At 63.7% G+C, this 19,164-nt stretch carries 14 protein-coding genes and 2 riboswitches; of the genes, 7 read left to right on the top strand and 7 right to left on the bottom strand.

Annotated elements, in window-relative coordinates:
• Positions 1–53: 53 nt before the first annotated feature.
• The gene (tilS, locus tag JQ609_RS23130; protein WP_212275071.1) at positions 54–1,082 is read left to right on the top strand and encodes a tRNA lysidine(34) synthetase TilS; all 1,029 of its coding nucleotides are present in this window, start codon (positions 54–56) and stop codon (positions 1,080–1,082) included.
• A 289-nt stretch (positions 1,083–1,371) separates the two neighbouring features.
• On the top strand, positions 1,372–3,294 hold the full coding sequence (gene ftsH / locus JQ609_RS23125) for an ATP-dependent zinc metalloprotease FtsH (protein ID WP_192736823.1): 1,923 nt from the start codon (positions 1,372–1,374) through the stop codon (positions 3,292–3,294).
• A gap of 257 nt (positions 3,295–3,551) precedes the next feature.
• Here the strand turns inward: ftsH and JQ609_RS23120 are convergent, their stop codons facing one another.
• The 3 genes from JQ609_RS23120 to metE are packed head-to-tail and all read right to left on the bottom strand — an operon-like array spanning position 3,552 to position 7,233.
• Complete coding sequence (locus tag JQ609_RS23120; protein ID WP_212207631.1) at positions 3,552–4,601, bottom strand: aromatic ring-hydroxylating dioxygenase subunit alpha; 1,050 nt, start codon at positions 4,599–4,601, stop codon at positions 3,552–3,554.
• A gap of 7 nt (positions 4,602–4,608) precedes the next feature.
• Positions 4,609–4,806 carry a hypothetical protein gene (locus JQ609_RS23115; protein WP_212275070.1) on the bottom strand — a complete coding sequence of 66 codons (198 nt, stop codon included), beginning with the start codon at positions 4,804–4,806 and terminating at the stop codon, positions 4,609–4,611.
• A 45-nt stretch (positions 4,807–4,851) separates the two neighbouring features.
• Entirely contained in the window at positions 4,852–7,233 is a 2,382-nt protein-coding gene (gene metE, locus JQ609_RS23110; RefSeq protein ID WP_212275069.1) for a 5-methyltetrahydropteroyltriglutamate--homocysteine S-methyltransferase, read from the bottom strand.
• Positions 7,234–7,338: 105 nt separating this feature from the next.
• Positions 7,339–7,540: riboswitch (cobalamin riboswitch) on the bottom strand.
• A gap of 122 nt (positions 7,541–7,662) precedes the next feature.
• Positions 7,663–7,882, top strand: a riboswitch (cobalamin riboswitch).
• Positions 7,883–7,996: 114 nt separating this feature from the next.
• On the opposite strand from metE, the gene JQ609_RS23105 reads away from it, so the two are divergent.
• Positions 7,997–10,912 (top strand): ribonucleoside-diphosphate reductase subunit alpha, encoded by a 2,916-nt coding sequence (locus JQ609_RS23105; RefSeq protein ID WP_212275068.1) that lies wholly within the window; start codon positions 7,997–7,999, stop codon positions 10,910–10,912.
• A 29-nt stretch (positions 10,913–10,941) separates the two neighbouring features.
• Positions 10,942–12,072, top strand: coding sequence for a ribonucleotide-diphosphate reductase subunit beta (locus JQ609_RS23100; protein WP_212275067.1), 1,131 nt, complete (start codon positions 10,942–10,944; stop codon positions 12,070–12,072).
• A gap of 10 nt (positions 12,073–12,082) precedes the next feature.
• Here the strand turns inward: JQ609_RS23100 and JQ609_RS23095 are convergent, their stop codons facing one another.
• Together JQ609_RS23095 and JQ609_RS23090 are read right to left on the bottom strand one after the other, a co-directional pair.
• On the bottom strand, positions 12,083–13,597 hold the full coding sequence (locus JQ609_RS23095) for a hypothetical protein (protein WP_212275066.1): 1,515 nt from the start codon (positions 13,595–13,597) through the stop codon (positions 12,083–12,085).
• Between the two features lie 203 nt (positions 13,598–13,800).
• Positions 13,801–14,778, bottom strand: coding sequence for a phosphatase PAP2 family protein (locus JQ609_RS23090; protein WP_212275065.1), 978 nt, complete (start codon positions 14,776–14,778; stop codon positions 13,801–13,803).
• A 264-nt stretch (positions 14,779–15,042) separates the two neighbouring features.
• Here JQ609_RS23090 and JQ609_RS23085 point away from each other — a divergent pair, with 264 nt between their 5' ends.
• Together JQ609_RS23085 and JQ609_RS23080 are read left to right on the top strand one after the other, a co-directional pair.
• The gene (locus tag JQ609_RS23085) at positions 15,043–15,717 is read left to right on the top strand and encodes a TetR/AcrR family transcriptional regulator (RefSeq protein ID WP_192736811.1); all 675 of its coding nucleotides are present in this window, start codon (positions 15,043–15,045) and stop codon (positions 15,715–15,717) included.
• 116 nt (positions 15,718–15,833) lie between these two features.
• On the top strand, positions 15,834–16,259 hold the full coding sequence (locus tag JQ609_RS23080) for an OsmC family protein (protein WP_212275064.1): 426 nt from the start codon (positions 15,834–15,836) through the stop codon (positions 16,257–16,259).
• A 133-nt stretch (positions 16,260–16,392) separates the two neighbouring features.
• On the opposite strand, the gene pyk is transcribed toward JQ609_RS23080, so the two are convergent.
• Both pyk and JQ609_RS23070 read right to left on the bottom strand, forming a co-directional pair.
• Entirely contained in the window at positions 16,393–17,829 is a 1,437-nt protein-coding gene (gene pyk, locus JQ609_RS23075) for a pyruvate kinase (RefSeq protein WP_212207637.1), read from the bottom strand.
• Positions 17,826–18,410, bottom strand: a complete 585-nt coding sequence (locus JQ609_RS23070; RefSeq protein ID WP_212032877.1) for a DUF1036 domain-containing protein — start codon at positions 18,408–18,410, stop codon at positions 17,826–17,828. Before JQ609_RS23070 ends, pyk begins: the two co-directional genes overlap by 4 nt.
• A 195-nt stretch (positions 18,411–18,605) precedes the next feature.
• On the opposite strand from JQ609_RS23070, the gene JQ609_RS23065 reads away from it, so the two are divergent.
• A complete protein-coding gene (locus JQ609_RS23065; RefSeq protein ID WP_212275063.1) occupies positions 18,606–18,908 on the top strand; it encodes a DUF1244 domain-containing protein in 303 nt (100 codons plus the stop codon).
• Positions 18,909–19,164: the final 256 nt, after the last annotated feature.

The raw sequence follows: 19,164 nt of genomic DNA, 5'->3' as shown, positions 1-19,164 counted from the left end.
GACCCCGCATCAAGCGCGGGACAGGCTTGGCCCGATAACGCTATGGTCGGTCCATGGCAGAGGACGACCATTCCGCGATCACGGCGAGCCAGGCGAAACTTCTGTTCGCCGATTGGAAGGCTGCGCCCGCGATCGTGCTCGCCGTTTCCGGCGGACCTGATTCCATCGCCCTGATGTGGCTCGCCGCGCGCTGGCGCCGTGCCCTGAAGCGCGGGCCGCGATTGATTGCGGTGACCGTCGATCATGGCTTGCGGCATGAAGCCGCGCGCGAGGCGCGTGACGTCAAAAAGCTCGCCAGGCATCTCGATCTGCCCCATCGCACGCTGCGCTGGCATGGCGCCAAGCCGAACACAGGCGTGCCGGCCGCGGCGCGGGCGGCGCGCTATCGCCTGCTGGCGCAAGCAGCACGCGCTGGTGGCGCGACCCATATCCTCACCGCGCACACCCGCGATGACCAGGCTGAGACATTGTTGATGCGGATGCTGCGTGGCAGCGGCATCGCCGGTCTGGCGGCGATGGCGCGCCAGAGCGAACGCGACGGTGTGTGGCTGGCGCGGCCGTTGCTGGATGTCCCGAAATCGCAACTGATCGCGACGTTGAACAAGGCCAAGATCGCCTTCGCGGATGATCCGACCAACCGCGACGTCAATTACACGCGTCCTCGTTTACGTGCGCTGATGCCGGCGCTGGCGGAAGAGGGCGGCGATGCCAGAATCCTGGCGCGGCTGGCGTCACGGCTGGCGCGGGCCAATGCCGCGCTGGAAGTGCTGGTTGATGGCGCCGAGCGCTATCTGGCACTGAGGGACCGCAATGACGTCGCGCGTTTTGGCTTCGATGCGTCCGCCTTTGCGGGTCTGCCTGAGGAAATCCGGCTTCGGCTGCTGATGCGGGCCATCGACCGCGTCGGTCACGAGGGGCCTGCGGAACTCGGCAAGGTCGAGGCCCTGCTGACGGTGCTGGATCGGGCGGTATCGGAAGGCCAGCCGAAGTTGAAACAGACCCTCGCAGGCGCCGCAATCAGCTTCATTGGAGGCCGGATTCACGTCGAGCCGGCTCCTCCGCGTCGTCGCAGGCCGGCATAAGAGGCAAGCCTAAACCTTGATATCCCGTCATAAACCGGTGTGGAGTCTTAACCACCCCCGAAAAACGCTGATTTTTACGCCATTATTTGACCGGGAATCCCGTTAAGATGCGCTAAATCGTCCTGCAAGATGCGCTAAATAGTCCTGCGTGGTTCCCTTGGCATCGACCCGGGCGCCACCTAGATTGTAAGCAGTGCTCCGGGGATTCTGGCCTGACTGCTCTAGGACGACCCAAGGTTTACTGCCAAGGACATAAGGCCACGATCCGCGCGGCCACGAAGGAAGATCGATGAACGCCAATCTGCGCAATTTCGCCCTCTGGGTAATCATTGTTTTGTTGCTGTTGGCACTCTTCACGCTTTTCCAGAATCCGGGGCAGCGCGCGTCCTCGCAGGACATCACGTTTTCGCAGTTCGTGAGTGAGGTCGAAAAGAACACCGTCCGCGACGTCGTGATCCAGGGGCCGGAAATCCACGGCACCTTCACCAACGGCTCCAGTTTCCAGACCTACTCGCCGAACGATCCGTCGCTGGTCAAGCGCCTGGTTGATGCCAAGGTGAACGTCAGCGCCAAGCCGCCCGGCGACAATGTGCCCTGGTTCGTGTCGTTGCTGGTCTCCTGGCTGCCCTTCATCGCGCTGATCGGCGTGTGGATCTTCCTGTCGCGCCAGATGCAGGGCGGCGCCGGCAAGGCGATGGGCTTCGGCAAGTCGCGCGCCAAGATGCTGACCGAGGCGCATGGCCGCGTCACCTTCGAGGACGTCGCTGGTGTCGACGAAGCCAAGCAGGATTTGCAGGAGATCGTCGAATTCCTGCGCGACCCCGGCAAATTCCAGCGCCTCGGCGGACGGATTCCGCGCGGCGTGCTGCTGGTCGGCCCTCCCGGCACCGGCAAGACCCTGATCGCGCGTGCGGTCGCGGGCGAAGCCAACGTGCCGTTCTTCACCATCTCGGGCTCCGACTTCGTTGAAATGTTCGTCGGCGTCGGCGCCAGCCGCGTCCGCGACATGTTCGAACAGGCCAAGAAGAACGCGCCCTGCATCATCTTCATCGACGAAATCGACGCGGTCGGTCGCCATCGTGGCGCCGGCCTCGGCGGCGGCAATGACGAGCGCGAACAGACCCTCAACCAGTTGCTGGTCGAGATGGACGGCTTCGAGGCCAATGAAGGCGTAATCCTGATCGCGGCGACCAACCGTCCCGACGTGCTCGATCCCGCGCTGCTGCGCCCGGGCCGTTTCGACCGCCAGGTGGTGGTGCCGAACCCGGATGTCGTCGGCCGCGAGCAGATCCTCAAGGTCCACGTCCGCAAGGTGCCGCTGGCGCCGGATATCAACCTCAAGACCATCGCGCGCGGCACGCCGGGCTTCTCCGGCGCCGACCTGATGAACCTCGTCAACGAAGCCGCCCTGACCGCCGCGCGCCGCAACAAGCGCATGGTGACGCAGGCCGAGTTCGAAGAGGCGAAGGACAAGGTGATGATGGGCGCCGAGCGCAAGTCGCTCGTCATGACCGAGGAAGAGAAATTGCTGACGGCCTATCACGAGGGCGGCCACGCCATCGTCGGCCTCAACGTCGTCGCGACCGATCCGATCCACAAGGCCACGATCATCCCGCGCGGCCGCGCACTCGGCATGGTGATGCAGCTGCCGGAGCGCGACAAGCTGTCGATGTCGCTCGAGCAGATGACGTCGCGGCTTGCAATCATGATGGGCGGCCGGGTTGCCGAAGAGCTGATCTTCGGCCGCGAAAAGGTCACCTCGGGCGCGTCGTCCGACATCGAGCAGGCCACGCGCCTGGCCCGCATGATGGTGACGCGCTGGGGCCTGTCCGAGGCGCTCGGCACGGTCTCCTATGGCGAGAACCAGGACGAGGTCTTCCTCGGCATGTCGGTGTCGCGCACCCAGAACGCGTCGGAAGCCACGGTTCAGAAGATCGATACCGAGATCCGGCGTTTCGTCGAAGACGGCTACAACGAAGCGACGCGCATTCTCACCGAAAAGCGCGCCGACCTCGAAGCGCTTGCCAAGGGCCTGCTCGAATTCGAGACGCTGTCCGGCGACGAGATCATCGACCTGCTCAATGGCAAGAAGCCGAACCGCGAGTCGGTGCTTGAGCCGACCACGCCGCGGGCCTCCGCTGTGCCGCCCGCCGGCAAGTCGCGCCCGCGCCCCGATCCGGATCCCGGCCTGGAGCCGCAACCGCAGGCCTAAGTGGGTTTGCACTTGGAATAGAAAACGCGGCGGCGACGCCGCGTTTTTTTATGGTGGCGTCCCGGCCCGCCGTGGTGATCAACGGCGAGACGTGGGAGCGGTTTGGTAAGCTGCCGATGGGGAATTGTCACTTCGTCATTCCGGGGCGCGCGTCTTCGCGCGAACGACGATGTGCAATTGCACATCTGAGAATCTCGAGATTCCCCGATGTGCAATTGCACATCTGAGGTTCGACGCTTCGCGTCGCCCCGGAATGACTAACGAGCCGGCTCCCCGCACGCCCGCAGCAGTTTTCGCAGCGCCTGGATCGGCGGAAACACTTCCCTGTTCCAGTCGGCGCCTTGCGCGTCATGGGCGGCCTGTTCCATCTCGACGATCTCGCAATCCTCCGAAAAGACCCGGTTGGTGAACCAGGCCAGCACCGGCCAGCCGAGATCGAGGATGCCGGGCACTCTGGGCTTGCGCACCGACAGCACGACGAAGGTCCGGTTACGGCGCTGTGCGGCATCGATGGGCGTGTAACCAAGCCATACGCTGAGAACCGGTGCGTCGCCCTTCGTCCACATCCGCAGGGTCTGGTAGGGATATTCGGTGCGCACCGTCATCAGGTCGCGCGCCGTGCCGGCACGGCCGCGCAGGCGGCCGACGATGACGGCCTCGCCGATCGGCGGCTTCTCGCCAGGCCGGGCAAAGCTGTAATCGACCTCCATCCAGCGTTCGCCGGCGCGGCTGCCGAGATAGCGCGGCACGACTTTTCCGGTGGTGCGCCGGTGCAGGAACTGATGATTCATGTCCATCAAGTTCTCATGCATGAAAGTGTAGTGGCAGGCGACGAGCTTGCCGAACCGCCGGGTCTTGTAGGCGGTATCAGCGGCTGCGCCGATCTGCGGCAAGGGGGCGGCGGCAGGCCCGGTGCCGGGCCATATGAAGATCAACCCGTCGCGTTCGAAGCAGGGATAGCGGCGGACGCCGTTCGGCCGCTTGCCCTTGCCGAGATAGGGGACGTCGACGCAGTCGCCCGACGCGTCGTAGCGCCAGCCGTGATAGACGCAGCGCAGGGTGCAGCCATCGACCGTTCCCTTCGACAGCGGCACCTGGCGGTGCGCGCAGCGGTCCTCAAGCGCGAAGATCGCGCCCTCCCTCGGGCGCACCAGCACGATCGGCTCGCCCGCGAACCGCGCCGCGAAAGTCTGGCCGGACTTCACCTCGCGCGACCATGCGACCGGATACCAGTGGTCCGGATTCGCGCCGACCTTGCGAAGATCGACGGCAGCTTCCGACCAGGCGTTATCCGGCCTCACCGTCATCGCGTCGTTACGCCTTTGCCAGCGGTCCGAGATGCCGCGCCATGATCTGTTCCGGCGTCTCGGTGACCTCAATGCGCTGGCCGTCGCCACCGACGAAGGCGAGCACGGTGCGCTCGCCGTCGCGCCACATGCTGCCGACCAGCGCGATATTGATGTGGGTGGCCTGCCCCGTCTCGCACCTCGTGCATTCGATCCAGAAGCGCATGGCGTATCCTTTCAATGATGCCGGGATGAGAGACGGGGCGGGCGTTTAAGCGAGCGCCCGCAATTCGCGGGCGGCGGCGACCATGTTGACCAGAGCGGGCCGCACCTCTTCCCATTTCCGGGTTTTCAATCCGCAATCCGGATTGATCCAGAGCTGGGCGTCGGAGAGCCGCAGCCGTGCCAGCTTGAGCAGGTCGGTTATCTCGGCGGTTTCAGGCACCCGCGGCGAATGGATGTCGTAGACGCCGGGGCCGATTTCGTTCGGATAGCGGTAGTTCCTGAAAGCGTCGAGCAGTTCCATCTTCGAGCGCGAGGTCTCGATCGAGATCACGTCGGCATCCATCGCGCCGATCGCGTCGATGATGTCGTTGAACTCCGAATAACACATGTGGGTGTGGATCTGGGTGTCGTCGCGTACGCCCGACGAACAGATGCGGAAGGCGTCCACGGCCCAGTCGAGGTAGGTCTTCCACTCCGACCGGCGCAGCGGCAGGCCCTCCCGCAGCGCCGCTTCGTCGATCTGTATCATCCCGGCACCGGCGGCTTCGAGGTCGGCGACCTCGTCGCGGATCGCCAGCGCGATCTGGCGGCAGGCTTCGCTACGCGGGATGTCGTCGCGGACGAACGACCAGTTCAGAATCGTCACCGGCCCCGTCAGCATCGCCTTCATCGGCCGCTTGGTCAGCGACTGCGCATATTGCCACCATTCGACCGTCATCGGTTTCGGGCGGGACACGTCGCCAAACAGCACCGGCGGGCGGACGTAGCGCGAGCCATAGGATTGCACCCAGCCATGCGCGGTGAAGGCGAAGCCTGCGAGCTGCTCGCCGAAATACTGCACCATGTCATTGCGCTCGAACTCGCCATGAACCAGCACGTCGAGCCCGATATTCTCCTGCCAGCGCACCGCGCGCGCGGTCTGGTTCTGCAGATAGAGTTTATAGGCGTCGTCGGTCAGCGCGCCCTTGGCATGCGCGGCGCGGGCGTTTCGGACATCCGCGGTCTGCGGGAACGAGCCGATGGTCGTGGTCGGGAAGGCCGGCAGGTTGAAGCGGCTGTGCTGCACGCCGGCGCGATCGGTAAACGCGCTGATGCGGCGGCGCATCGCGCTATCGATGCCGGCGGCACGCGCCGCCACCTTGGCATCGTGGATCCGCGGCGAAGCCTTGCGCGCGGCGGCGGCTTCATCGGAGGCCTTCAGGATGGCGTCGGCGTGGACGCGGCCGCGCGCCAATGCCGTTCCGAGCGCCGCCAGTTCCTCGATCTTCTGCACCGAAAACGCCAGCCAGCTCTTCACGTCGGGATCGAGGCTGGTTTCCAGCGCAAGGTCGATCGGGACGTGCAGCAGCGAGCATGATGGCGCGAGCTGCACGCGGTCGCCGCCGAGCCTGTTGACCACAGGTTCCAGCTGGTCGAGCAGCCGGCTCAGATCGGCGCGCCAGATATTGCGGCCATCGATGATGCCGAGCGACAGCACGCGGTCCTTTGGAAGACCGGCGAGATCGTCGAGTTGCTCGGGCGCGCGCACGAGGTCGAGATGCAGGCCGGCGACGGGCAGGGCGATCGCGGTGTCGCGGTTGGCGCCGAGCCCGCCAAAGTACGTGGCCAGCATGATCTTCAGCTCAGGCGCCGCCTTGGCGATTTCCGCATAGGCATAATGCAGCGCCTGCTGCGCGATGACGTCGAGGTCGAGGACCAGACACGGCTCGTCGATCTGCACCCATTCCGCGCCGGCCTTGGCAAGTTCGCTCAGCACCTCGATGTAGACCGGCAGCAACCGGTCTAGCAGCGACAGCGTGTTGAACCCCGCATCCTTGCACTTGGCGAGTTTGAGGAACGTCACCGGGCCGACCAGCACCGGGCGGGTCTGGTAGCCGAACGCTTTGGCTTCGAGATATTCCTCGATCGACTTGCGCGAGGCGAGGATGAATTGCTGATCCTTCTCCAGTTCCGGCACCATGTAGTGGTAATTGGTGTCGAACCATTTTGTCATCTCCAGCGCCGGCAGGCCGTGGGCCGCGTCGTGGTGGGCGTGGCCGCAATCCGCATCCTGCGCCGCGCCTTTGGCGCCGCGCGCCATCGCGAAGTAGGTGGCGAGTGGAACCGTGCCGCCGTTCCAGCCGTAGCTTTTCGGAATGGCGCCGACCATCACGCAGGTGTCGAGCACCTGGTCGTAGAACGAGAAGTCGTTGGACGGGATGATGCTGACACCAAGCTTCTTCTGGCGCGCCCAGTTGGCGGCGCGCAGCCCGATGCCGGTCTCGATCAGGGCTTTCTCGTCGGTCGTACCCGACCAGAAGCTCTCCAGCGCGAATTTCAGCTCGCGGCGCGGACCGATGCGCGGCGTGCCGAGCGAAGCGACGGGAAGTGAGGAGGTAGAATTTGTAGAAGAAGTCGCTGTGGAAGACTTCTCTGTAGAAGTAGTCATTGGCTTAACCCCAAAGTTGGGGGCAAAGGCCGAAGTGACACGTCTGGATTCAGGCGTCAGGAGGCGCGCGGAATCGCAACCGCACCACCGGGACACCCCGCCCGAGCACGTTTATGTTGTCGAGGCAGGTCTCCTGGCTCGCGGGTCAATGCTGCTGTCCGGTCTTCCCAAAACCTTTGCAGGTCTCAGTGACTTTGTTGGACAGCGGCTCGCCGCTTACAGTTGCGGGGGCAGCTCCGGCTTCACACCGGCTTCCCTCTTAGCTTCGGGAAAACCATCCCGAAGAACCACGACGCGTCCACTTACTGGCAACTCGGCGCGCCCGTCAACTCGATCGCCGGTTGTTGCGGTTGTTCACAGCTTCAACAGGGTGAACCAGAATTTTCGCAGGCTCGGCTAGCGCACCATTGACACGATTGCCCAAATCGCACCAGATGTAGTTGTCACGGTCTATCACGACGCAAGTCATGGTGGCTAAGAGGGAAGTCGGTGATCGCGCCAAAGGGCGCGAAATTCCGGCGCTGCCCCCGCAACTGTAAGCAGTGAGTTGTTCCCGCCTTTACGTCACTGATGCGGATTTCGCATTGGGAAGACAGGGAATAACGACGACCTGCGAGCCAGGAGACCTGCCGCGACACCGAAAAAACGTCCACGGGCGGGGTGTCCGGCGGTCGCTTGCAGATCCATGCCGGCGTTTGCCGCCGCGCATTCGATGCAGCGTCCCCAAAGACATCCGGCCTCAACAACACCACGGGGTCTGCCGATGTCCGAATCTTCCGGTCTCATTTCTCTCGAAGCCAAAACCGCTGCCTTGTTCCAGTTGCGTCCCGAAACGCTTGCCGCGCCGGACGCCGAACTTCCGATGCAGGTGATCCGCCGCAACGGCACGGTTTCGAAATTCGATGCCAGCAAGATTTCGGTCGCGATGACCAAGGCGTTCCTCGCCGTCGAGGGCCACACCGCGGCGGCCTCGCGCCGGGTGCACGAGGTGGTGGAACAGTTGACCGCTGAGGTCGTCGGCGCGCTGTCGCGCCGGATGAGCGAAGGCCGCACCTTTCACATCGAAGACGTGCAGGACCAGGTCGAACTGGCGCTGATGCGCAGCGAGCACCACAAGGTGGCGCGCGCCTATGTGCTGTACCGCGACGAGCGCACCAGGCAGCGCGCCGAGCAGGAGGCCGCCAAATCGGCAACGTCTGCGGCAGGACCCGTGCTGCATGTGACGCTGGCGAACGGCACCAAAGCGCCGCTCGATACCGCGCGGCTCGCGCTGATCGTGGCCGAGGCCTGCGCCGGTCTTGATGGCGTCGACGCCGTGCCTGTCATCGCGGAAACCCAGCGCAATATCTACGACGGCATCAGCCAGGACGAACTGGCGCTCGCTTCCGTGATGGCCGCGCGGACATTGGTGGAGCAGGAGCCCAACTACGCGTACGTGAGCGCGCGGCTGCTGCTCGACAAGCTGCGCACCGAAGTGCTGTCCTACGTGCAGGGGGTGCCGACCAACGCCTCGCAGGCCGACATGGCCACGCGCTACGGCGAATATTTCCCGGCCTATATCAAGGCCGGCATCAAGGCCGAGTTGCTCGATCCGGAGCTGGCGCGCTTCGACCTGAAGAAAATCGCCGCGGCGCTGAAGCCGGAACGCGATCTGGCGTTTCAGTTCCTCGGCCTGCAGACGCTGTACGACCGCTATTTCCTGCATGAAGGCGGCAACCGCATCGAGCTGCCGCAGACGTTCTTCATGCGCGTCGCGATGGGACTTGCGACCCGCGAGATCGATCGCGAGGCCCGCGCGATCGAGTTTTACGATCTGCTGTCGTCGTTCGACTTCATGGCTTCGACGCCGACGCTGTTCAATTCGGGAACGCTGCGGCCGCAACTGTCGTCGTGCTTCCTCACCACGATCGCGGATGATCTCGACGGCATCTTCAAGTCGGTCAAGGACAACGCGCTGCTGGCGAAATATTCCGGCGGGCTCGGCAATGACTGGACCCGCGTGCGCGGCCTTGGGGCCCACATCAAGGGCACCAATGGTGAAAGCCAGGGCGTGGTGCCGTTCCTGAAAGTCGCCAACGATACGGCCATTGCGGTCAACCAGGGCGGCAAGCGCAAGGGCGCGGTCTGCGCTTATCTCGAGACCTGGCATATCGATATCGAGGAGTTCCTCGATCTGCGCAAGAACACCGGCGACGACCGCCGCCGCACCCACGACATGAACACCGCGAACTGGGTGCCTGACCTGTTCATGCAACGCGTCGAAACCGACGGCGAATGGACCTTGTTCTCGCCTGACGAGACGCCCGACCTGCACGACCTCTACGGCACAAAATTCGCCGAACGCTACGCGGCCTATGAAGCCAAGGCGGCGCGCGGCGAAATCCGCGTCTTCAAGCAGGTCCGCGCCACTGATCTCTGGCGCAAGATGCTGACCATGCTGTTCGAGACCGGGCATCCCTGGATCACGTTCAAGGATCCTTGCAATCTCCGTTCGCCGCAGCGCCATGCCGGCGTCATCCACTCCTCCAATCTCTGCACCGAAATCACGCTCAACACCTCGGACGACGAGACCGCGGTTTGCAATCTCGGCTCGATCAACCTCCTCAATCACATCCAGGGCGGCCGCCTGAACGAGGCGCGGCTGAAGAACAGCGTGACGATCGCGATGCGGATGCTCGACAACGTCATCGACATCAATTTCTACACCATTCCGGAAGCGCGGCGTTCCAACCTGCGGCACCGTCCGGTCGGTCTCGGGTTGATGGGGTTCCAGGATGCGCTGCAGGCAATGCGGATCGCTGTCGCCTCCGATGCGGCCGTGACGTTCGCCGACACCAGCATGGAGGCGATCTCCTACTACGCGATCTCGGCTTCGGTCGATCTCGCCGCTGAGCGCGGCCGCTATCCCTCGTTCGACGGATCGCTGTGGAGCCAGGGCATCCTGCCGATCGATTCGATCGAACTGTTGGCGGAAGCGCGCGGCGGCGTCGCGATGGACCGCTCCATGACGCTCGATTGGGGCAGCTTGCGCGAACGCGTCAGATCGACCGGCATGCGCAATTCCAACGTGATGGCGATCGCGCCGACGGCGACCATCTCCAACATCTGCGGCGTCGCGCAGTCGATCGAGCCCGCCTACCAGAACCTCTATGTCAAATCCAACATGTCCGGCGACTTCACCGTCGTGAACGAGTTTCTGGTGCGCGACCTCAAGGCGCGCGGGTTGTGGGACGAGGTGATGGTCAACGATCTCAAATATTTCGACGGCAGCGTCGGCTCGATCGACCGCATCCCTGATGATCTCAAGGCGCTCTATGCCACCTCCTTCGAGATCGACAGCGCCTGGCTGATCGAGGCGGCGGCGCGGCGACAGAAATGGATCGACCAGTCGCAGTCGCTCAACCTCTACATCGCCAACCCGTCCGGCAAGAAGCTCGACGCGCTCTATCGCCTGGCGTGGACCCGCGGCTTGAAGACCACTTACTATTTGCGCTCGCGCAGCGCGACGCATGTCGAGAAGTCCACGCTCAAGGGCACCGACGGCAAGCTCAACAGTGTCGCCTCCGTGACGATGATGGCTCCAGCCCCAATCATCGTCCCGCTGGCCGCCACCGCGCCGGACCTGTCCGGTGCGGTGGCGTGCTCCATCGATAATCCCGAATGCGAAGCCTGCCAGTAAGCAGCAAGAAACATAAGGAAATAAACCCAATGCTCGACTGGTCCGAACCTTCCGCGCCCGCATCTCACGCGCCGCCGCCCTTTGCGGCATTACCTCCTGCCGGGGCCGATCAAACCGGGCTCGGCACCATCGACCGCCGCGGTGGCCGTGTGTCGGTCGACGACAAGCGGATGATCAATTGCCGCGCCGACGTCAATCAATTGCTGCCGCTGAAATACAAGTGGGCGTGGGAGAAATATCTCGCCGGCTGCAACAATCACTGGATGCCGACCGAAGTCTCGATGCAGGCCGATATCGCGTTATGGAAGTCGCGCGACGGCCTCACCGAGGACGAGCGCCGCGCCATCAAGCGCAATCTCGGCTTCTTCGCGGCATCCGAGAGCCTGGTCGCCAACAACATCGTGCTGGCGATTTACCGCCATCTGACCAATCCGGAATGCCGGCAATATCTGCTTCGGCAATCCTTCGAGGAAGCGGTGCATACCCACACCTTCCAGTACATCGTGGAGAGCCTCGGCCTGGACGAGGGCGAGCTGTTCAACATGTACCGCGAGGTGCCGTCGATTACCGACAAGGCGGCGTGGGCGCTGAAGCACACCCAGCATCTCGACGATCCCGACTTCAAGACCGGCACGTCGGAGGCCGACCAGGCGTTCCTGCGCGACCTCGTCGCCTTCTATGTGATCTTCGAGGGCATGTGGTTCTACACCGGCTTTGCCCAGATCCTGTCGCTCGGCCGCCGCAACAAGATGGTGGGGATTGCCGAGCAGTACCAATACATCCTGCGCGACGAATCCATCCACCTGAATTTCGGCATCGACGTCATCAACCAGATCAAGATCGAGAACCCGCATCTGTGGACCAAGGCGTTCCAGGACGAGGTTCGTGATATGGTGCGCACCGCGGCGGAGCTCGAAGCCGCCTATGGCCGGGACACCATGCCGCGCGGCTTTCTCGGGCTGAACGCGGCTTTGTGCGAGACCTACATGCACTTCATCGCCAACCGCCGCTGCGCGCAGCTCGGGCTGGCGCGGGTGTTCGACGAGACCGAGAACCCGTTCCCGTGGATGTCGGAAGCGATGGACCTGAAGAAGGAAAAGAACTTCTTCGAGACCCGCGTGATCGAGTATCAGAACGGTGGCGCGCTGACCTGGGAGTGAGAGCCGGGCCTCAGTTTGACGAGCCCGGCGCGGAAGGTGGAGCGGCCTTGCGCTGATCGTCGCGGACGTGGATCACGGCGACGTCGTCCGTATACACCCGCTTCCACCCCGCGATATGATCCAGCACCTTGGTGGCCGGCAAATCCGGCCCCAACAAGGTGGCGTCGATCTGATACTTGTCGAGCGTGGCGAGCAGTATGTTGACGTCCTTGGCGGTGACCGCGTCGAAATAGTCCAGGACGAACTGTTCGCCGTAGAGTTCGGCGCGGCCGTCGATGAAGGCCTTGATGTCGCGCGACAGCAGATAGCCGCCAAACGGCGACGTGCTGAAGATGCGCTGAGCCTGCCGCTTCTGCAGGACGTCCACCGCTGCGACCGGGGTCTGGGACGACAGGAACGCGAACGGGTGGTGCGCGATGAACACTTGCGTCGATGCCCATCCGGCCACTGCCACCGCGAGCGCGGCAAGCATCACAGGCGCCCGCGACTGTCCTTCCCGAACGGGCACCATCGCCGCGCGCAGCGTTCCCAACTGCTCGGCAAACGGCTTGGCCACGACCAGTGGCACGATAAAGGCGAAGATTTCGATGTTCCGGGAATGCGACAGCGCCATCCAGAGCAGGCCGAGCAGCAGGATGATTCGCGGCACCGACAATGAGAGGCCTCGATAGAAGCCGAGACCGATCAGGCCGAGCAGCGTGAATTCGAAGAAGCTCCAGGTGGCGAAGTTGGCCGGCATCCATTCCCAGATCATGGACAGCAGCTTGCCGAGGCTGAGGATTTTTGCCGCACCGATCAGCGTGTTCCAGCCATAGGGGGTGCAGCAGCACGCCGCGACGGCGGCAACACCGAACATCGCCCATTGAATCATCAGCCTGATGCGGTCCTTGCGTTCGCAGGTCCAAAGCGCTTCCAGGCCGATCGGTCCGATCAGTGCCAGTCCGAGAACAAAACCGCCGTGCAGATTGGCCCAAATCGCAAGCACCGGCAGCAGCCACCATGACGGCGCGCTCCGGCGATCCGCGGCTGCCAGCAGCCCGCCGAGGAACGCGACCATGAACGGGAACGCCAGCATATGGGGGCGTGCCAGGAAGTGGGTCGCCGACTCCAGCACCGCAAGCGTGACCAGCAGGATCGCGCGGGTTGGGTCGAGATAGTCGGCAAACAGGTACATGAAGATCGTGACCGTCGCCCCGATCGCGAGCGAGGTCAGGATGACCGGGCCGGCCCAGCCCAAATATTCATAGGAAACGGCATAGAGCACCTGGGACAGCCAGGAGCTCGACATCCAGGGTTCGCCGAACCGGGTGAAGGTATGAACGTCGGTGTAGGGCACGGCGCCATGCTCGACGATCCACTGCCCGATCCTGATCTGCCAGAGCGTGTCGGAATCCCGCAGCAGGATTTCCCCGAGCGACAGGAAGATCAGATAGGCGACGAGCCCGGTCAACAGCGGAATCAGCACGCGCCCGAGGCTGCGGACACTGGCGCTATTAACAGTCGGATTGGCGAAGGAAATGGACATCGGATTTTGGGCCGGCTTCTTGCGTTGGTGTGACAGTCACGGCGTGCCGCAGGAATTTTCGCGAGCTGACCATAGCCGCGCTATTTTTGCGTGAATTGCGGGCTCACGTGCCTGACAATGATGTTCTTTGGCGAAGAAGCCGTTAACCGGGCGGACCAGCGTTTTAGTCAGAATTTACCATCGCAAGGCACGACGATGGCGGCCTAATCCAATGCCGGCACCAGGGCTATCTGCGGCGCAGCCTGCGCGGTCGACGACGAGGGCGCCACGATGTTTACGAGATACTTGGCAAGGCAGATGCCGATCACGGCCAGCGCGACACCGCCGAACACGTCGATCATGTAGTGGGCGCCGATCACCGGCGTCGAAGCCATCATCAGGATATTGAGGACGACCGCGGCCCCTCCAACATAGCGCACTGGCCAAAGCGCCCAGATGTAGAGCACGGCGGAAGCCGCGTGGAAGCTCGGGAAGGATACGATGCCGGTGATCTTGAGCAATTCGAGATGCCGCAGCGAGCCATCGCGCAGCGCCAGGATGTCGCGCAGCTGCGCCTGATACATCGAGGCATCCAGCGATGTGAGTTGCGCAGGGTCGATGTTCAGGCCGTAGTAGGTTCCGACCGCCGGCGTGAACGTCGAAATCAAGAGCGTCATGATCAGCGTCAGGCTGAACGCAAGCACGAATACCTGCAGCCGCACAAAACGCGATGTCAGGGCAAGGACCAGCGGGATCGCGACCAGGATGATCTTGATCAGGGTGTAGCTGCGCACCAGCAAAGCGCCCAGCCATTCACGGTCATTGACGTATCGCGCGATCATTTCCGGATCCAGGCCCATGGCGCGATCGATCGCGAGCAAGGCGCGGTCCTGCAGCGGCCAGTTGGTCACAGCAGCGACGTACGTCAGCGGCCCCATGATCGTCGCGATCAACAGCAACTGGGAAATCGCCCCCAGCGGAAAGATCAGCTTGGGATCCGCCTGATCGCCCTTGGCGAAGGCATAGAGGTAGGCGATCAGCGCCAATGCCGCGACGATTCCAAGAGTAACGGCAAGGGCGAGCGGTTTCATCGTGAAACCGCAGAGCGCGCCCCCGAGCAGCACCACGGCGCCCATGGCGGCAATCGGAATCCAGTTCAGCTGAAACAGCCGCCAGGCCGTGAAAGCGTTCGAATTGACCATGCCGCACCCTGCGAGGTTGTAGGGCACAGTTGCGCGGGAAGGCTTAATATTCGGGAAACGGCTATGGTTATCGGCCCACCAATTGGACCCTGCGTTCAGCGGCCATTTGCCCCCGAGGCCGTCATATTTGCTTCTTGTCAACAGGCCTGAATAGTTGTTCAGTTCTTCAAAGCGATTGGGGACAATCGTTCAAAACATTGAAGACGCAGCGCGATCTTGCAACCCCTCCCGGGTGCGGACGCGCCGGGGATGGGGAAGCGCGCCATGGTCTATCGGCGAACCCAGCAAGTGGTGAAACGGCTGGCGGCGCGGCGCAGCGCCATTCTGGCGGCGGCGCGGGACGCTGCGGCGGACGGCGGCATGGCGGCGGTGCAGATCGCCCCCGTGGCGGTCCGGGCCAATGTCGCGGCCGGAACCGTCTATCGCTATTTCCCCTCCAAGGCCGAACTGATTTCCGAATTGATCGCCGAAGTTTCGCGCGACGAACTGGCCGCGATCCGCCGCGCGGCGGAGGCGGCGCCCGGGCCGTCCTCGGCACTGGCCGCGGCGGTCACGACGGTCGCCGTCCATGTGCTGTCGCAGCGCAAGCTCGCCTGGGGGATTCTGGCGGAGCCGGTCGATGTCGACGTGTCGGCTTCGCGGCTCGCCAGCCGCCGCGAAATCTCCGGCGAGATCGCAGCAAGGATCGAGGCGGCCGTGCGTGCCGGACATCTGCCGGCGCAGGATACCGCGCTCGCCGCCACCGCACTGCTCGGCGCATTGCACGAGGCGCTGGTCGGCCCGCTGGCCCCTGACAATATGGACGATTCCGCAAAACTGCGCGACGCCGTGCAGACCGTGACGCTATTGGCGCTACGCGCGGTCGGCGTCATGGACGCCCGCGCCCGCGGCCTCGTGGTGCAGGCGGTGCTGCCGGCCAAGGCGCTGGTGGGGGCGTAGTCGCGACAAAACGCGGAACGCGTTTTGCGCGGATATCACCGGCAATTGACATCGCTCTGACGCAACCATCCGCCAGGTTGCGCGTGATCGGTCATTCACCGGTGAAGGAGCATTCCATGACGACGACATCAGGCTCGGCCAAATGGCAGGGCGGCATCAAGGACGGCAAGGGCGCGATCTCGACCAAGAGCGGCGCGCTGAACGACTATCCCTACGGTTTCGCCAGCCGCTTCGAGGGCAAGCCGGGCTCGAACCCGGAAGAATTGATCGGCGCCGCGCACGCCGCCTGCTTTACCATGGCGCTGTCGCTGATCCTCGGCGAAGCCAAGCTCACCGCCGAGCAGATGGAAACCAAGGCCGACGTGACGCTGGAAAAGCAGGGCGATGGCTTTGCCATCACCTCGGTGCACCTGACATTGAATGCGAAAATTCCTGGCGCCGACAAGGCGAAGTTCGAGGAACTCGTGGGCAAGGCAAAAGCCGGCTGTCCGGTGTCGAAATTGCTGAACACGAAAATCACGCTGGACGCGACGCTTGCTTAGCTGTCATTCCGGGGCGCGCGAAAGCGCGAATCTCAGATGTGCAATTGCACATCGGGGAATCTCGAGATTCCCCGGGGCGCAATTGCGCCCCTGAGGCTGGTCCTTCGGACCATCCCGGAATGACGGCACGCCGTCACTTATCCGCTTTGCCATCCGGGCCGACATAGGCGATGCGCACCATGTTGGTGGTGCCGGCGATGCCGAGCGGCACGCCAGCGACGATGATCACGCGCTGGCCCGCCTTGGCGAAGCCGTCGCGGAACGCAATCGAGCCGGCGCGATCGACCATGTCGTCCTGGTCGTGCGCGTCTTCCGCGACCACGCAATGCACGCCCCACACGACGGACAATTTGCGCCCCGTCACCAGGTTCGGCGTAATCGCCACCACCGGCGGCTTCGGCCGTTCGCGCGCCACGCGGATCGCGGTCGAGCCCGAACTGGTCCAGCAGATGATCGCGGACAATTCCAGCGTCTCGGCGATCTGCCGTGCGGCGTCCGCGATGGCGTCGCCGACCGTCTGCTCCGGCTCGGGCCGCTGTGCCGTCAGCACCGAGCGATAGGTCGGATCGCGCTCCACTTCCTCGCCGATGCGGTTCATGGTCGAGACCGCCTCGACCGGGAATTTGCCGGCGGCGGATTCCGCCGACAGCATGATGGCGTCGGCGCCTTCATAGACCGCGGTCGCGACGTCGGAGACTTCGGCGCGCGTCGGCACCGGCGCCTGGATCATCGATTCCAGCATTTGCGTTGCGATCACCACCGGCTTGCCGGCGCGCCGTGCCATCCGCGTCATTTGCTTTTGAAGACTGGGCACCCGCTCCAGCGGCAATTCGACGCCGAGATCGCCGCGCGCCACCATCAGCGCGTCGGAGACCTCGAGGATTTCGCCGAGCCGGTCGATCGCCTGCGGCTTTTCGATCTTGGCCATCACAGCGGCGCGGCCGCGGATCAGCCGCTTGGCCTCATTGACGTCCTCGGCGCGCTGCACAAAGGAGAGCGCGACCCAGTCGATCCCGGTCGTCACCGCGGCTTCGAGATCGGCGCGATCCTTTGGCGTCATCGCCGAGACCGGCAGGTCGGTGTCGGGCAGGCTGACGCCCTTGCGGTCCGACATCTTGCCGCCGATCACCACCCGCGTCACGGCGCGATCGGGCGATGTTTCCTCGGCAATCAGCCGCACCTTGCCGTCGTCGAGCAGCAAGGCGTGACCCGGCCGCAACGCCGCCAGGATTTCCGGATGCGGAAGCTGGACGCGGCTGTTGTCGCCCGGCGCCTTGTCGGAATCCAGAACAAAGTTCTGGCCGTTCTTGAGCTGGGTGGCGCCTTCATTGAACGAGCCAAGACGCAGCTTCGGTCCTTGCAGGTCGACCAGGATGCCGATCGGCCGGCCGTAGCTGGACTCGACATTGCGAATGGTCGTGACCAGTTCGCGCATCTTGTCGTGCGAGGTGTGGCTCATATTGATGCGGAACACATCGGCACCGGCCTCGAACAGCTTGCGAATCATCGCGCTGTCCGACGATGCCGGGCCGAGGGTGGCGAGGATCTTGATCCGACGGAGACGCCTCATTGCTTGGGCGCCGAAGCTGGCGGCTGCCCGGATCCGCCTTGAGGCGGTCCGCCAGGCGACAGACCCGGCACACCACCGGGACCGACCGTTCCCGGAATCCCCGGCACGCGCTGCTGCGCGGGTTGTTCATTGGCTTCGGTCAATTGCACGGTCCATGCTCTCTGTTCGCCGGTGTCGACCTCGAAGAACCCGGTGCGGTCAAAACCGCGCGCCAGGCAATTCTCGGTACCCTTGATGGTGAATTCCTTGTCGCGCGAACACATGAAGGCCTGCCCCGACCATTCGCCGCCGCGGTCATAGTCGAGCGCGTAGATATAATAGAACCGTGCGACAAGCGTTCCGCGCAGCAGCGTCTCGCAACTGCGCGAGGAGACGTTCCACCAGCCCTCGGTGGTCCAGCCCTCGGCGTCCTTGTAGCCGAGCGCGATGCCGACCCGGCTCGAGGTGTTGTTGCAGAGGCGAAAGTCAGCGGCCGCCGAACTGTTCCACAGGCCCATCACCGCCAACGCCAGCGCCGGCAGGAGGCCGGTGGTCAGGCGAGCGGGGAAGGGACGTGAAGGCAGAGAATCTGTTCCGATCATATGCGAAGCTATATCAAATCATTGACGATTTCGCTTGCCCGGCGGGAGCTGTCAACGCCCGGCAGGCGCGTTTCCCACGATGCGGGACGTCCGGATTAACCGGTCCCGTGCTGGTTTGCGCGCCGATATGGCAAAATCTGTGACAATTCCCACCTGATATCAATATGCTCAGGAACAACCCCGCGGGACCAAACCATGACAATTGACGACAAAACCAGAACAGAACTGGAAGCCGCCGTTTTCCGCCGCCTGGTCGAGCACCTGCGCACCCGGACCGACGTCCAGAACATCGACCTGATGAACCTGGCCGGCTTCTGCCGCAACTGCCTGTCGAACTGGATGAAGGAAGCGGCCGACGGCAAGGGCGTGGCGATCAGCAAGGATGAGAGCCGCGAGGCGGTCTACGGCATGCCCTATGAGACCTGGAAGTCGAAGTTTCAGGGCAGCGCCAGTCCCGAGCAGCTGGAGGCGATGAAGAAGACCCATAGCGGGCATTAGAGCGTCGGCGCGCGCTGCCGTTCCCCTCTCCCCTTGTGGGAGAGGGTGGCTTCGCGAAACGAAGACGGGTGAGGGGTTCTCTCCTCACGGTAAGATTCGAGTTTGAGGATAGAGACCCCTCATCCGGCGCTTCGCGCCACCTTCTCCCACAAGGGGAGAAGGGAAAGTGCACCGGCACCACTCCTACCTTCCTGTGGGCGCGCTGTGGATGAGCGCGATGGTGCCTTGACGCAAGGCGCCGCACTCTTGAGGGTCA

The organism is Bradyrhizobium sp. AUGA SZCCT0169 (assembly GCF_018130085.1).
GTDB lineage: Bacteria > Pseudomonadota > Alphaproteobacteria > Rhizobiales > Xanthobacteraceae > Bradyrhizobium.
The sequence above is the reverse complement of the archived record's forward strand: the minus strand, read 5'-3'. Positions and strand labels throughout refer to the sequence as shown.

Bases quoted from the DNA above. Each gene is read 5' to 3' on its own strand.
- tilS (WP_212275071.1), top strand. From the start codon at position 54: ATGGCAGAGGACGACCATTCCGCGATCACGGCGAGCCAGGCGAAACTT.
- ftsH (WP_192736823.1), top strand. From the start codon at position 1,372: ATGAACGCCAATCTGCGCAATTTCGCCCTCTGGGTAATCATTGTTTTG.
- JQ609_RS23120 (WP_212207631.1), bottom strand. From the start codon at position 4,601: ATGACGGTGAGGCCGGATAACGCCTGGTCGGAAGCTGCCGTCGATCTT.
- JQ609_RS23115 (WP_212275070.1), bottom strand. From the start codon at position 4,806: ATGCGCTTCTGGATCGAATGCACGAGGTGCGAGACGGGGCAGGCCACC.
- metE (WP_212275069.1), bottom strand. From the start codon at position 7,233: ATGACTACTTCTACAGAGAAGTCTTCCACAGCGACTTCTTCTACAAAT.
- JQ609_RS23105 (WP_212275068.1), top strand. From the start codon at position 7,997: ATGTCCGAATCTTCCGGTCTCATTTCTCTCGAAGCCAAAACCGCTGCC.
- JQ609_RS23100 (WP_212275067.1), top strand. From the start codon at position 10,942: ATGCTCGACTGGTCCGAACCTTCCGCGCCCGCATCTCACGCGCCGCCG.
- JQ609_RS23095 (WP_212275066.1), bottom strand. From the start codon at position 13,597: ATGTCCATTTCCTTCGCCAATCCGACTGTTAATAGCGCCAGTGTCCGC.
- JQ609_RS23090 (WP_212275065.1), bottom strand. From the start codon at position 14,778: ATGGTCAATTCGAACGCTTTCACGGCCTGGCGGCTGTTTCAGCTGAAC.
- JQ609_RS23085 (WP_192736811.1), top strand. From the start codon at position 15,043: ATGGTCTATCGGCGAACCCAGCAAGTGGTGAAACGGCTGGCGGCGCGG.
- JQ609_RS23080 (WP_212275064.1), top strand. From the start codon at position 15,834: ATGACGACGACATCAGGCTCGGCCAAATGGCAGGGCGGCATCAAGGAC.
- pyk (WP_212207637.1), bottom strand. From the start codon at position 17,829: ATGAGGCGTCTCCGTCGGATCAAGATCCTCGCCACCCTCGGCCCGGCA.
- JQ609_RS23070 (WP_212032877.1), bottom strand. From the start codon at position 18,410: ATGATCGGAACAGATTCTCTGCCTTCACGTCCCTTCCCCGCTCGCCTG.
- JQ609_RS23065 (WP_212275063.1), top strand. From the start codon at position 18,606: ATGACAATTGACGACAAAACCAGAACAGAACTGGAAGCCGCCGTTTTC.